Raw genomic sequence first — 14,844 nt, 5'->3', positions numbered from 1 at the left:
TTCTAACTAGCTATATAAGCTTTTATGCTTATGTTATAGTGTTTTTGGTAAAATATCTATATAACATAATAATATATAAGGATTTTTAAATGTTTGAATTTTATCTGCGGAAATTTCTTGCAGAATTTTTTAGTGCATTTGCTTTAAACAAAAATACAAAACGCAAAATTAGACAAAAATTCTCCGATTGCCACATTTTTATTCCAAGAAATCAGTTAGACTCCTACATTCCAAGTGATATTCTACAAAGAATTACAGAAAATTCAAATGAAGATTTTATCCAAAAGAATCGTATTAGCGATGGTAAGCATTATGGTTTCTTTAGTTTAGATCAAAAAGCTAGCAATCCAAAATCTAAACTTAATCCTTGGGCTTTTATTCGCGTAAAAAATGAAGCAAAAACTCTTAAATTCAGCCTAGAATCTATGCTTCCTGCAATCCAAAGAGGAGTGATAGGTTATAATGATTGCACAGATGGTAGCGAAGAAATTATTTTAGATTTTTGCAAAAAATTTCCAAGCTTCATACCTATAAAATATCCCCATGAAGTCCAAATGATAAATCCACAAAAAGAAGAAAATAAGCTTTACAAATATTATGAATATGTGGCTAATCATATCCCGAAAGGAGAATGGTTCATAAAGCTTGATGTAGATCATATTTATGACGCCAAAAAGCTTTATAAACAATTCTACCTTCCTTTAAAATCCTATGATGCTCTCTTTCTTTCAAGGGCAGACTTCCATGTATATAATAATAGAGTTTATATTGGAAATTATGGCCTACATGAAGCTTCTGACCAACCACTCATGAAAAATCAAGCTATCTCATTTCAGCAAAGAGTAGAAATTAAAGATAATCAATCTTTATATTATGAACATATGAAAGGTAAAAACTCTACTTATTATCGCTCCGAATTATGCCAATACCACTTCCCCTATATCAAACAATCAAGAGGCTCTTTGCTTCCCCCTGAAGATTTTATTTTGCTTGAAGATTTTAAAAAGTTTAATTTTGATACAAATAAAATAGATCCACAAATGCTAGAAGAAGATCACATTTTAAAACTCTACCATCAATTTGATTTATAAAGCTCCTCTAGCACCGCTAGTGGGTATAAAATATGCTCAATCTTGTGGATTTTCTCCTCATAACTTTCTAGGCTCATTCCCTCTTCTTTAGCCATTAGTGCTTGTGCGACTAGCTCACCACCATCTAACTCTTCGCTCACTCTATGCACACTCACTCCCCCCACTTTCATATCTGATTGAAAGCTTTCTTCTATACCATGAGCTCCTTTAAAAAGTGGCAAAAGTGAAGGATGGATATTTAGTGCTTTAATCTCTTGTGTAAATTTAGGCGTAAGAATTCGCATAAATCCAGCCAAAACGCACAAATCAAGCTCCAAAGGCTTTAAAATCTCTACTAGCTTTGTATCAAACTCTTCTCTTGTTTTTCCTTTGCTTTCTACAATTTGCGTTTTAACCCCTAAATTCTTGGCACGCACTAATCCATAAGCATCTATTTTATTACTAAGTGCCAACACAACCTCCACCTTAAAAGCCCCATTTTCCCCCTCTTTTGCTTTGACAAAATTATTTGCAATCCCACCTATAATAAACCCCGCATAGCCATTTTTAAAAACACTACAATCTTTTTTAAACCACTGATTATGCAATGCCTTAATCAATGCTTCTAAATTGCTCCCATTTCCACTAAATAAAATTGCAATGCGTTTTACCATCTATTGCACTCCAAAAAGCTTGGGCTTGGTTGCTTTTAGCTTCTCTAAATTTGCCAGTATCTCTTCTTGTCCATATTCTTCGCTTTCTTCATCTATAAGCTCAATATAGCTATCAAGTGCTTCTTGCAATACTTCTTCCCTCACTCCACTAAGTCTTAATGCTACACATAACATATCACTAAGTTGGATTGATAACTCCTCAATCTCTTCTTTTAATTCTTTAATTTGCTTATCCATTTTCTTCTCCTATAAAAATTTCCTTAATGGCTTCTTTAATATCCTCATAAACAAAGCTTTCTTTAAAGCCCTCTATTTTGCCCCCACTTGCATTTAAATGCCCTCCGCCATTAAAATACTTCTGGGAAATTGCACTCACATCACAGGCATTATTGGCTCTTAAAGACACATTTCCTCTAGCACTCACATCCATAAAAAAGTCAAAATCTGGATTTTTCTTTAAAAACAAATTTGCCAATACCGAAATATTACCAATGCTATAACTCAAAAATCCCCTAAATTTACCACAATAAACACTGCAACGCTCTTTTTGTTGCTCTAAAAGTGCCACTTGATAATTAGAAGCAAGATTATCTAAACTCTCACTATTTAAATCTCCTCCTAAAAATTCCTTTTTTAATGCCAAAATAGCATTATCTAGCATAATATAGCCTCTAGCTTCTTTTAAAAACTTTGCACTTTTTTGAAGCAATTCTATCTTATAGGCTCTATCTGCATCATCAAACATAAATCTATTAAGCTCTTTTGCTTCCACAATTAAACGCATTGCAACTTTACCAAATTCAAAATATTTTTCTTGCTCTTGCCATAAATCAATGCTATTTATCATTTCTACCATAGGCTCTAGCCAAGCTTTTGTAGTATCTTCTAAAGAAAACCTCTCCAAAAATGTTTCATATACAATTTTAGTAGCACATCTTTTAGTGTCTAAATAATACCACTCATATTTAGAAGCACACTCTGCTCCACTTTTATGGTGATCTAAAAGCTCATAGTTTACCTTGCCTCCTGCTAAATTTAGCTCCAAAACCGCTTTTTTAAGCTCTTCACACTCACTAAGCGTTAAATTTAAATCACTAATTAAAATATAGCTCTCAACTTTAATATCTGCCTTAATTGCTCTAAAAATCTGCTCCAATCTTGCCATAACTTCTTTGCCATAATTTGCATTATAAAAAAACAAATTATGCTCTTTAAAAAACTCTCTTGATACAAGTTGGCATCCATAGCCATCTAAATCAATATGAGAAAGATGATAAAAATTCATTCATTTCCTTTAAATAGGGAATTCAATAGCCCCCAAAATTTCATATTTGCTTTGATAATCAATCTCTGCATTGCTTAGTGCAATCACATTTCTACCAAATCCATACTGCTCTAAGAATATTGCAATAGGTTTGCGTAAAACCATAGGTATCCCACCTATTATCATAGGCACCGCACCCAAAGAACTACTTTTTTGTCTTGCTACATTAATCGCATCCAAAAGACTTTGGGATTCTGTAGGGCTTAAACGCAATCTTTGTCCTATTTTTTGACCATCTGGTAGCTTTTCTAGTAAAAACTGCTCTAAACTTGGCGAGAACACAAAATAACGCAATATTCCTTCTTCATTCTGGAAGTTATGCGTAATAAGGCGTTTTAAACAAGCCCTTACATATTCTGTTAAAGTTGGCAAGTCCCCTTTATACGCTGGAAAACCATCTGCAATAGCCTCTGAAATACTTAGCATATCCTTAATAGGAATTTGCTCATGCAATAATTCTTTTAAAATATGCTGGATTGTCCCCACGCCAACGCCCTTAATCTCCTCTGCTAATACTGGATAGTCTTGTGCGAGTTTTCCAAGTAAATTATGCACTTCTTGACGCGTTAGAAGCTCCTCTGCATAGAGTTTGATAAGCTCTTGAATGTGGGTGCTAATCACTGTTGCACCATCTATTGTAGTATAACCCTCAATAATCGCATCTTCTTTTTGTGATTCACTAATCCAATACGCATCAAGCCCAAAAACAGGCTCTTTAGTAGGAATTCCATCAGGCAATTCTCCTGCAAATCCACTAGAAGCAATCGCCAAATACTTATCCACCATAATTTTCCCACGCCCTATCTCAATTTCTTTTAAAAGTATTTTATACTCATCAGGTGCTAAATTTAAATCATCTCTTAAATGCACCATAGGCACTAAAATCCCATAATCTGTTGCCATTACCTTTCTAATAGAACGGATTTTATTGACAAGCTCTCCCCCTTGTGCTGGATCTGCAAATTTAATAAGCTGATAACCAAGCTCCACACGCAAAATTTTAACTTTAAGCGCTTTATCAATCTCTGCTTCTTCTCTTTTTCTTCTATCTTCTTCACTCTCTTTAGGCACTTGTGGCTTTGCTACTTCTTGTGCTCCTTGTGTGCCCTTAGCACCACCGCCTTGCGTTCTTTGTGGGAGATCTGTTTCTTTACTTCCTGCTTCTGCATTTTTAGGCTTCCTAGCCTTTTTAAGAAGATTTTCTACAAATTTCCACGCCTCTCCATCTTTTTGTTTGCTAAGCAATAATGCCAAAGTCAAAAATAAAAGTCCCACAAAGCCTAAAGAAAGCGTAGGAAGCCCTGGGACTAATGCAAACATTAATAAAATACAGCCCACAATCAAAAGTGTCTTAGACTCATTTACAAGCTGATCAATAATCCCTGCTGCAAAATTTTCTCCCTCTTTACTAAAACGCGTAACAATAATACCTGTAGCCGTAGAAACAATAAGAGCTGGAAGCTGTGAAACAAGCCCATCACCAATGGTAAGAATAGTAAAAGTAGAAGCAGAATCTGCAGCCGTCATATCTTTTTGAAATACGCCAATTAAAAATCCGCCAATAATATTAATAAGTGTGATGATAATCCCTGCAATTGCATCACCTTTTACAAATTTATTCGCACCATCCATAGAGCCATAAAAGTCTGCTTCGGCTGCTAGTTCATCGCGTCTTGCTTTTGCCTCTTCTTGTCCTATAAGTCCTGTATTTAAATCCGCATCAATTGCCATTTGTTTTCCTGGCATTGCATCTAGTGTAAATCTTGCTTTTACCTCTGAAACACGCGTAGAACCATTAGTAACAACCATAAAGTTAATAATCACTAAAATAATAAATAAAATCACACCTATTACATAGTTTCCACCTACTACAAACTGCCCAAATGCAGTAATAATATCGCTCACAGCCTCTGGTCCCATATGTCCATTGCTTAAAATCATTCTTGTAGTAGCAATATTTAAAGAAAGCCTAAAAAGCGTAACAATCAAAAGTAAAGTTGGGAATGCAGAAAAATCGGTAGGCTTTTTCACATAAAGTGCTATTAAGATAATAAGGGCAGAAAGTGCAATAGAAATCGCTAAGAAAAAATCCAATAACGCACTAGGCAAAGGAACGATAATAATCGCCAAAATTGCCACGATAAAAAAGACAACTGTTAAATCTTTAGAACCAGTTAAAAACCCAAAAAAAGGTGTAATTTTACTCAAAAATGAAGATTTAGCACCGCTACTTTTTGCCAATTTTACTCCCAAAACTTTTTAATTTTTTAAATTCAATCTGTAATTTTAGCCTTTTTAGCCAAAAAGGGCAAATAATTTTATAAATTTTAGTGTTTTTTTGCAAAATTATGCTAGAATTTCAGCTTTAATTTTAAATTACCAATCAGGAGGTCTTATCATGGCTCAAGATTCGGCGAAAAAAAGAGAAATTACTTCTGCTTTTGCTAGAAATCCAAAAGATACAGGTTCAGTTGAAGTGCAAGTGGCACTTTTAAGTGATAGAATTAAAACTCTAACCGAGCATTTAAAAATCAACCAAAAAGATCATTCAAGCCGTTTGGGTTTGAGAAAAATGGTTTCTCATAGAAAAAGATTGCTTTCTTATTTAAGAAAGAGTGATTTTAAACGCTATGCAAGCTTGATTGAAAAATTAGGCTTAAAAGATAGAGGCTAATCCTCTTATCTTAAAAAAATTATTTTTTATCTTCAAAGCAAGATAGTGGCGATTATAGCCTTCTTCCTATAGTTTTATACTTATTTTACATAAATTAATCATTCTAAATTTATCTCACATTCCAAATAATTTTCTTATCATAAAATATATCTATTCTAAACTTCTTTTCTAGTTTTATATTCTATTTTCACTCCATTTTTTAAGATAAATTCAATAATCCCATCACAAAAACCTCCTTACGCAGAAGTTTGCATGACTATGATACTATCTTCTTTACATCAAGCCAAAACTTGCCTTTTTGCAAAACATATATACCACCAATTTTATCAAACCTATAAAGATTATCTCCATTCACGCCTTTTGCAATACTATAAAGTTTAAAACTTTGCAGAGAAGTTTCAAGACTTATCACACCATAATCATTACCTTTTATTACTGCAAAAGTATAGATTTATTACTGAACCTTTTACTAGCATATTCCAAAACTTCGCTCTTTTACCCATATAACTTGCTTGTAGCAATAGTATATTGCTTAAGATTTATCTATTTTTTAACAAAAAATACGGTATTAAATACACATAAAAGTTCCATTTCCAAATTTCTACAAACAAGAATTAAAATCCCAAAATGTCTGTTTTATCCTAAATAAGCGTTTAAAAGCTGTGTAAAGCTTGGTTAATGCGATATTAAAAGCTAATATTTCCTATCCAAAAACCATAAAAGTTCTTAGTGAAAGTTGCCATTTTATTAAAATAATCTTATAAATTTGACACAACCATCCTCTTTAAATACCTATAAATCATATTTTAACCACCTTTTATTTTAAAAATATATGTAGTGGTTTCAAGATTTAGAAGATAGTTACATGTATTTCTTAAATATTTCTAGTATTTCCACTTTGATTTCTTATACAAATATTCTTCTTTTGTTTTTATTTTTTCTTAGTAATTTTAATAAAAACAATCAAAAAAATTATTAGACATTAAAGTAGCTAAAGAGGAGTTTCTAAACTAGCTTATGCAATAGAAAGCTAAAAGCTATGAGTTTGTGAGTAATAATACAATTTTTTAGAGAATGAAAACTATCTATATTCTCAAAGCTTTAAAGCAAAAAGTAATCTTTTATGAGAATACACTCAAAAATACTCACATTGTTTTAAACAATAAAGGTAATGATAAAGATTAAATGAAACCAAAATAAAGTTTTTATCTAAACTTGCAAAGCAAAATGTTTAAGTTTAAGGCATGAAAAAAGATAAAATGCAACCAAAAAGTATCGTTTTATTTTTCATCTTACATAAGCACAAGAAACTTGTGCTTAGTTTTTATCTTGATCTACAAGTTTATTTGCTCCAATCCAAGGCATCATTGCCCTAAGTCTTGCACCTACATTTTCAATTTTATGATTTGCTAGATTTTTGCGTTCTGCATTCATTCTTGCATATCCAGCTTTACGCTCTAAAATAAAGTCTTTTGCAAAGCGTCCTTCTTGAATGTCTTTTAAAATTTCTTTCATTGCTTTTTTAGATTCTTCATTAATCACTCTAGGACCGCTTACCATATCGCCGTATTCTGCGGTATTTGAGATAGAATAACGCATATTTGCCAATCCTCCCTCATAGATTAAATCTACAATGAGTTTTAGCTCATGCAAGCACTCAAAATACGCCATTTCTTCAGGATAACCAGCTTCTACTAGCGTTTCAAATCCTGCTTTTACAAGACTGCTTACACCACCACAAAGCACAGCTTGTTCGCCAAAAAGATCGGTTTCTGTTTCATCTTTAAAAGTGGTTTCAATAATTCCACTTCTACCACCACCAATCGCACTTGCATAGCTTAGCGCAATAGCCTTTGCATCACCTCTGCTTGTATCTTGCTCTACTGCGATTAAATCAGGTATCCCGCCCCCACGCACAAACTCACTTCTTACAGTATGTCCTGGTGCTTTTGGTGCTACCATTATTACACCCACGCCTTTTGGTGCTTTAATCTGCCCAAAGTGGATATTAAATCCATGTCCAAATGCAATGATTTTATCCTCGCTTAAATGTGGTTTAATATCTCTTTCAAATACATCTGCTTGAAGCTCATCAGGGATTAAAATCATAATCACATCAGCAACCTTTGTAGCTTCACTCACTTCCAACACTTTAAAATTCTTAGCTTCAGCTTTTGCCCAGCTTCTACCACCTTTATATAATCCAATCACAACTTCCACTCCAGAATCTCTAAGATTCTCTGCATGTGCGTGTCCTTGACTTCCAAAGCCAATCACTGCTACTTTTTTCTTTTGGATTAATCCTAAATCACAATCTTTATCATAATACACTTGCAATGCCATATCTTGCCCTCTTTATTTAAAATTTAGCGTTTATTATAAGCCAACGAAGCTTAATTTTTATTGTTCTTTTACTTCCTTTTGTTCTATTGTATTTAAATATTCTTTAATATTCTCCACACTCTTTTTGCCAAAACCTCTAATAAATAGCAAATCCTCCACTCTTTTAATCTCTCTTTGTTCCCTATATTCCAAAATTGCGTCTGCTTTAACCTCACCTATTCCTTTAATGCCCATCAATTCTTCTTTTGTAGCTGTATTAAAATTAAAACCTGCAAATAAAAAACCGCTCATTAAAACCAATATTTTAATCCATTTTATATAAATCCTTAAATATGATTTATATAAATATAGCATAAAATTTTAGAGTTTTATTAGACAATACTGAAAATATTCTGTGAATTTTGGTAACTTTTATTAAAATTACAAAGCAGTATCTTTTATACCATACCAAATAGTTTGATTTCAAGCAACACTTAAGCTATTTGTTAAGCCTAAGCATTTAGTATCTCTCTCACTCCTTTAGAATTTGGAGCACTTAAAAATCCTTTAGCCTGCATTTGCTCTACAATATTTGCAGCTTTATTGTAGCCTATATTCAACCTTCTTTGAAGATAACTAATAGAAGTCTTACCCTCATTTAGCATAATGCGTTTAGCCTCCTCATAAAGTTCATCTACTTCTCCCTCATAACTAAGCCCCAAAGCTTCATCTTCACTTGGCATAAAGGTTTCATCATATTCTGGAGCTCTTTGAGATTTGATAAATTCCACAATCTCTTCAATCTCCTCTTCGCTACTCCATGGAGCATGCAAACGCACAATACCACCACCTGGAGGAGTAAAGAGCATATCCCCTCTTCCTAAAAGCGATTCCGCACCAAAAGTATCTAAAATTACTTTGGAATCTATTTTTTGTCCTACTTTATAGCTAATGCGTGATGGAAGATTTGCTTTAATAAGCCCTGTTACTACATCTACACTTGGGCGTTGGGTTGCTACAATTAAATGGATTCCACTTGCTCTTGCCATTTGTGCTAAACGAGAAATAGAAACTTCTGCTTCTTTTCCTCCTGTCATCATCAAATCTGCCAACTCATCAATAATAACTACAATATAAGGGAAAGGCTCAAATCCTTCATTTAGAGCCTTTTGATTATAACCTTCTATATTTTTAGTGCGCGCTTCGCTCATTAAGCTATAGCGACGCTCCATTTCTTTAACCGTGCTATCTAGTGCAATAATTGCTTTTTTGGCCTGTGTGATTACTGGCGTTAGAAGATGTGGAATATCATTATAAATACTAAATTCTAACATTTTAGGATCAATCATAATAAGTTTTAGCATATCTGGAGAGTTTTTATACAACAAAGAAAGTATCATAGCATTAATCCCAACACTCTTACCACTACCTGTAGTTCCTGCTATTAATAAATGTGGGAGCTTTTTAAGATCGGTTACAAAAGGATTACCTACAATATCTTTTCCTAATGCTAAAGTAAGAGGTGAAGCAGAATTTTTAAACAAATCATTTTCTAAAATTTCTCTTAAATAAATAGTTTCAATATGCTGGTTGGGTATCTCAATTCCAACTACATCTTTTCCTGGAACGGGTGCTTGGATACGGATAGTTTTCGCCCTTAGTGCCATCGCCAAATCATCTTGAAGCGTTAAGATTCTTGAAACCTTTACATTAGGGCTTGGACGGAATTCAAAAGTAGTAACAATAGGGCCTGAATAGGTGCGGACAATATCCCCTTCAATCTTAAACATTCTTAATTTACCCAAAAGATCATTGATTTTTCTATCAATCTCACTTTCATCAACTTCCGCTCTCTCTTCACTAGGAGTTTGTAAAAAGTCAAGAGGAGGCAGGATAAAATCTTTATTGTCTAATTCCACACTCTCATCGTTTAAAGTAAGTTCCTCCAAAAGTGCCTGATTTTCTTCTAGCATTTTTGGCTTTTCTACTCTAAATTCTTGCATAGGATTTTGTAGATTTTCTTGAGTGCTAGCATTTTGCACACTAAAATCTTGTTGCAAATTTGACTTTTGATTTTCTTTATAACCTTGAAAAACTTGTTTTTGTGCGGGCTGCTCTGTATTTAAACTACGGCTTTCTTGAGATTGTTTCTCTTGTGTTGGTTGCTCTTGTAAATAAGTAATTTCTTGAGATACCTCAAAAGTTTTCAATTCCTCTTTACCAAAGTTTTCTTGAGTATTTAAATCATTATTTGGTTGTTCTTTAATTTCTTCTTTTTTAGTTTCTTGTAAAGTATTAGATAGATTTGGAGTTTCTGGCATTACTAAAGGCATATTTGGCATAATTTCCTTAAGATTTTGCGTAGTTTCTTGGAAATTAGCATAGTTATAAAAAGGCATAGTATTTTGTTTAGGAGGTGTATAGCTAACCTCTATAAAAGTGCTTTCATCTTCTTCAAAGGTTTGTTCTCTTTCTTCTAAATCTTGTTGTGCTTTTAGTATTTGAGGTTTAATAGCTTCTTTGATTTGTGAGAGTTCGCTCTCTTGTGAGCGATAGTCTAAAGCTTTTTGAGCCTCTTGCAATTCCTCGCTTAATGCATTTTGGATATCTTTTAAATCATTATCGCTATTTTGAACCTCTATAAAAGTGCTTTCATCTTCTTCAAAGGTTTGTTCTCTTTCTTCTAAATCTTGTTGTGCTTTTAGTATTTGAGGTTTAATAGCTTCTTTGATTTGTGAGAGTTCGCTCTCTTGTGAGCGATAGTCTAAAGCTTTTTGAGCCTCTTGCAATTCCTCGCTTAATGCATTTTGGATATCTTTTAAATCATCTTCTAAAGCTTCTTGCGTCTCCACTTCTTGAATAGAAGCTTTTTGCAAATCCTCTTTTGGAGGTTTATCATAATAAAAAATAGTATTAGGAATTTCTTCTTGCTTATCATTCTCTTTGGCTTCTAATTCTAATGCACTAAAAGGCTTTGCCGCATAAAGATTTTTAGGGTAAGACTTGATAGGTTTAAATTCTTTTTTAGGTAAAATTTCTTCTTGTATTGCTACTTCTTCAAATTCATTTTTAACTATTTCTTCTTTTATGGGTTTTGGGACAATTCTTACTGGATCGCTTTCTTTTTCTTCTTTATGCAAAAGATTATCAATTTTTTGCAATTTTTCTAGCACTTGTTCAGGATTAATTTGAACAAAACCGTTTTGTAAATTTGGTTTTGCATCTCTTGCATGGACAATTTTAATCTCTATTTCTTCTTCTTTTTTTTCATCTTTTTCACTTAAGAAAGTTTCATAAGTTGGTAATTCAACCCCATGCCTCTCTTCATCAATACTAGGGTTAAAACCTTCTTTTAAAATATCTTGCTGTTGCTTGTTATTATCCTCTAAATTTTCTTCTTGTATTTCTTTAATTTCTTGCTTGCTAACATTACTTTCTTTGGGACTTTGTTCAATCAATTCTTCTAAAGTTAATGGGCGTGGCTCTTTAGAAATTTCTTCTTTACTAAGCGGTGTGAAGAAATCTTTTATTTTATTTAAAAAATCTTTATATTCAAAAGACTTATTAGCCTGCTTAGGCACAGATTGCACCGCTTGCTTTTGAGATTTAGAACCAAACATCTCTTTAAATTCTTTTTGCAAATCCCCTATAAAATGAACCAACAAATCTTTTACATTTTGCCCCACTAAAAGACTTACTCCAAATACCAAAAGACAAAGTGTAAGCAAAAAAACGCCTGCGGGTGTAATAATAGGAACTAAAATACTACTAAATGCTCTACTAAAAATCCCAGAATCTTTTATAAAAAGCCCTTGTAAAATCAAAAGAGAAAGACAAATAATTACAATACCTAAGAGTTTTTCAAAAAAGATTTGATTAATTTTGGGCTTAGGCAAACTTAAAGCATAAGCTAATGCAAATAACCACAAATATCCAAAATATCCAAAAAGTTTAAAATGCAAATCTCCATAGGCTTTTAGTGTCGCTCCTAAAATTCCAAAAGATCCAAAAATAGATAAAATTCCAGCAATTGCTAAAACAATAATACCAATATTCTTATAATTTAGTAATTCTTTATTTATTTTTTTAATGGTTAAATCCTAACATAATATATTTGGCGAGAGGGTGAGAGAATCGAACTCCCCAGCAGACAGACACCTGCCCACTCAAAATGGGTTTGAAGCCCACGATGCCCACCAGTGACATTTACCCTCCAAAATTTTGCAATTTTACTAAAAAATGCTTAAAATGGGAATTAAACAAATAAGAGTTTTCAAAATTATTCTATCCCACTTAAAATAGGAACAAAAGAGCAAGTTTCTATCTCATCTTGCAAGATTAAAACCCCATTTTTTTTAACAAAGCGTGTAATAATTTGACAACTTTCCTTTTTAATAGGAGCAATAATAATCCCCCCCTCATCAAGTTGTTTAATGATTTCTTGTGGTATTTGCCCAATGGAGGCTGAAAAAAGTATCCTATCATAAGGCGCATAGGCACTCCATCCTAAAGTTCCATCGTCCAATTTTGTATGGATATTGCTAAAACCACATTGCCTAAAACGCATTCTAGCTTCATTTAAGAGTCTTTCAATTCTTTCAACACTAAATACGCGACGCACCATTGTTGCAAGTATTGCAGCTTGATAGCCACTTCCACAACCAATCTCTAAGACACTATCCACGCCTTCTAAATTAAGGTATTGCGTCATCTTAGCCACAGTAAGAGGGGAGCTAATCCATTGATTTGCTCCCATAGGTAATGCATCAAGACTATAAGCATGAGGAATACATCCATTTGGCACAAAAAGCTCACGATTGACACTTAATAATGCGTTTTGGACTTTAGCCTCCAAAGGAAATTTAGAAGCAATTTCCCTTACCATATTTGCCGCTTTTAACCCTTGCATTTAAAGCCCTATATCTATAAATTTTCTAACTTTTGCAACATCTCCAAAATTTGCTCTAAAAGAAATTATTTCTTTATCATCATCCATATTTACATAACCAAAGGGCGTAATAATTGCACTTCCCTTTGCAATAGCATCATTAGCACCATCACTTGCAAGCACAAAACTTTGTGTGGTAATTGCTAGAGCTTTAGTTAGCGTTTGAAAATGATCTTTTCTCTCTTTTCCCCACTGTGCAGGAACAAAGAGCAAATCACACCCCTTCAATCTTTGCCATATTTCAATAAAACGAAGCTCAAAACAATTAATCGCTCCACATCTTAATCCATCAATACTAAAAGGAGAAATTTCGCTAAACTCCCCCGCTTCAAAATGTAAATGCTCATTCCCTAGAGGAAAAAGCTTATTTTTGCTTTGCTTATGGAGCAACTCTCCTTTATGAAAAACTTTAAGATTATTAAAATAGCTTCCTTTATATTTTTCTATCATTGTTAATACAATTGTCTTAGAACTTGAAAGGTGCAAGAGTGTTTCTGTGGCGACTTTAGCAAACTCACTTGCCTCCTCCATTCTTTGATAACAAAAATTTGTTAGACAAACTTCGGGTGCTAGAATAATAGAATCTTCTTCACAGTTTATAATAAGCTCTCTTAAATGGCTTAAGTTCTCCTCAAAATTTTGTTTAGTTTTAACTTGTAATGTGTAAAGTTGCTTAGAAATCATCAAAATTTATACTCCCTTTTGCATAATTTGTTACATTTCCTTCAAAGAAATTTGTCTTTTGATCATTAAAAGAACTAAAAGATTCCACCCATTTGATTGGATGAGTTGCATTATAAAGAATAGGCAACCCTACGCGTCTTAATCTGTCATCTGCTAAATAGCGGATATATTCTTGAATAATCTCTCCTGTTAATCCCAGAATCTGCCCTTGAGTAATGTATTCCCCCCATGCAGTTTCTACCCGCACTGCCTCCCTAAACATCTCTATAACCTCTTCTTCTAGAGCTTTTGTGAAAAGATGGGGCATTTCTTTTTTTAGAGAATTAATCATATTTTGAAAGAGTAATAAATGCGTAACCTCATCTCTTTGAATAAATCTAATCATCTGAGCTGAACCTAGCATTTTTCCACTCCTTGCAAGTGTATAAAAAAATGCAAAACCTGAATAAAAATAAATCCCCTCTAGTATCTGATTTGCAAACATAGCCTTTAGCAAAGCTTCTTCTGTTGGATTTTTAGCTAATTCTTCATACACATTTGCAATATAATCGTTTTTGCTTCTTAAATGCATATCTGTTCGCCACATTTCATAAATTTCATCGGTATTTGCTGAAATAGATTCTACCATTACTGCATAACTTTGCGAATGCAGTGCTTCTTCAAAGGCTTGACGCACTAAAATAAGATTAATCTCTGGGCTTGTAATATAAGGATTTACATTATCAATCAAATTATTAGTTTGCAACGAATCCATAAAAATAAGCTGTGCTAAGGCTCTATCATAACCTACTTTTTCCTCTGGAGTTAGCCCATCTGCATAGTCCCTTTTATCTTGAGTCATATTCACTTCTTCTGGAAACCATGAATTTGCTAACATTACTTTCCAAAGATTATAAGCCCATTGGTATTTTATTTTATTAAGCTCAAAAATACTTGTAGGATTCCCTCCAAATATTTTGCGTTCATTTACTCCTTCAGTGGAGTTTGGGTTATAAATCTTTTTTCTACCTATCATATTCATTCCTAACCTATATTGGCTAAAACTTTTACAAATTTTAGCTTTAAAAAATTGCGAGATTATAGCTTAAATTTTCTAAGCATAACATAAACATACATTAATATATATTTACACAAACTTTATATATACT

General features: G+C 33.1%; 13 protein-coding genes and 1 tRNA gene. 2 read left to right on the top strand and 12 right to left on the bottom strand.

All coding sequences use genetic code 11. The features are described 5' to 3' along the window. The first annotated feature begins 89 nt into the window (after positions 1-89). Entirely contained in the window at positions 90-1,091 is a 1,002-nt protein-coding gene (locus tag B6S12_RS01840) for a hypothetical protein (RefSeq protein ID WP_111229122.1), read from the top strand. Here the strand turns inward: B6S12_RS01840 and purN are convergent. The 4 genes from purN to flhA are packed head-to-tail and all read right to left on the bottom strand — an operon-like array spanning position 1,076 to position 5,309. After that, complete coding sequence (gene purN, locus B6S12_RS01835) at positions 1,076-1,744, bottom strand: phosphoribosylglycinamide formyltransferase (RefSeq protein ID WP_111229121.1); 669 nt, start codon at positions 1,742-1,744, stop codon at positions 1,076-1,078. The genes B6S12_RS01840 and purN overlap by 16 nt on opposite strands. Beyond that, positions 1,745-1,981: a hypothetical protein gene (locus tag B6S12_RS01830; protein ID WP_111229120.1), complete on the bottom strand. Its 237-nt coding sequence runs from the start codon at positions 1,979-1,981 to the stop codon at positions 1,745-1,747. Next, entirely contained in the window at positions 1,974-3,029 is a 1,056-nt protein-coding gene (locus B6S12_RS01825) for a DHH family phosphoesterase (RefSeq protein ID WP_111229119.1), read from the bottom strand. Before B6S12_RS01825 ends, B6S12_RS01830 begins: the two co-directional genes overlap by 8 nt. Before the next feature lie 9 nt (positions 3,030-3,038). Beyond that, a complete protein-coding gene (gene flhA / locus B6S12_RS01820) occupies positions 3,039-5,309 on the bottom strand; it encodes a flagellar biosynthesis protein FlhA (RefSeq protein ID WP_111229118.1) in 2,271 nt (756 codons plus the stop codon). 157 nt (positions 5,310-5,466) lie between these two features. On the opposite strand from flhA, the gene rpsO reads away from it, so the two are divergent. Further along, entirely contained in the window at positions 5,467-5,742 is a 276-nt protein-coding gene (gene rpsO / locus B6S12_RS01815; RefSeq protein WP_111229175.1) for a 30S ribosomal protein S15, read from the top strand. Between the two features lie 256 nt (positions 5,743-5,998). Here the strand turns inward: rpsO and B6S12_RS11010 are convergent, their stop codons facing one another. The 8 genes from B6S12_RS11010 to B6S12_RS01785 form a co-directional block, all read right to left on the bottom strand. Next, complete coding sequence (locus B6S12_RS11010) at positions 5,999-6,154, bottom strand: hypothetical protein (protein WP_181450923.1); 156 nt, start codon at positions 6,152-6,154, stop codon at positions 5,999-6,001. A gap of 905 nt (positions 6,155-7,059) precedes the next feature. Then, complete coding sequence (gene ilvC / locus B6S12_RS01810) at positions 7,060-8,085, bottom strand: ketol-acid reductoisomerase (RefSeq protein WP_111229117.1); 1,026 nt, start codon at positions 8,083-8,085, stop codon at positions 7,060-7,062. A 57-nt stretch (positions 8,086-8,142) separates the two neighbouring features. Beyond that, the gene (locus B6S12_RS01805; protein WP_181450922.1) at positions 8,143-8,376 is read right to left on the bottom strand and encodes a ComEA family DNA-binding protein; all 234 of its coding nucleotides are present in this window, start codon (positions 8,374-8,376) and stop codon (positions 8,143-8,145) included. A 200-nt stretch (positions 8,377-8,576) separates the two neighbouring features. Further along, positions 8,577-12,026 (bottom strand): DNA translocase FtsK, encoded by a 3,450-nt coding sequence (locus B6S12_RS01800; protein WP_425454650.1) that lies wholly within the window; start codon positions 12,024-12,026, stop codon positions 8,577-8,579. Between the two features lie 153 nt (positions 12,027-12,179). Beyond that, a tRNA-Sec gene (locus B6S12_RS11005) sits at positions 12,180-12,279 on the bottom strand. Positions 12,280-12,343: 64 nt separating this feature from the next. After that, complete coding sequence (locus B6S12_RS01795; protein ID WP_111229115.1) at positions 12,344-12,973, bottom strand: protein-L-isoaspartate(D-aspartate) O-methyltransferase; 630 nt, start codon at positions 12,971-12,973, stop codon at positions 12,344-12,346. Then, positions 12,974-13,696: a carbon-nitrogen hydrolase family protein gene (locus B6S12_RS01790; protein WP_181450921.1), complete on the bottom strand. Its 723-nt coding sequence runs from the start codon at positions 13,694-13,696 to the stop codon at positions 12,974-12,976. Continuing rightward, positions 13,686-14,711: a ribonucleotide-diphosphate reductase subunit beta gene (locus B6S12_RS01785; RefSeq protein ID WP_111229113.1), complete on the bottom strand. Its 1,026-nt coding sequence runs from the start codon at positions 14,709-14,711 to the stop codon at positions 13,686-13,688. The genes B6S12_RS01790 and B6S12_RS01785 overlap by 11 nt, the downstream gene beginning before the upstream one ends. Between the last annotated feature and the right edge of the window lie 133 nt (positions 14,712-14,844).

The organism is Helicobacter valdiviensis (assembly GCF_003245365.1).
In the GTDB taxonomy this organism is placed as follows: Bacteria; Campylobacterota; Campylobacteria; order Campylobacterales; family Helicobacteraceae; genus Helicobacter_D; species Helicobacter_D valdiviensis.
Note: the sequence above shows the minus strand (reverse complement) of the source record. Positions and strands in the feature narration are given on the sequence as shown.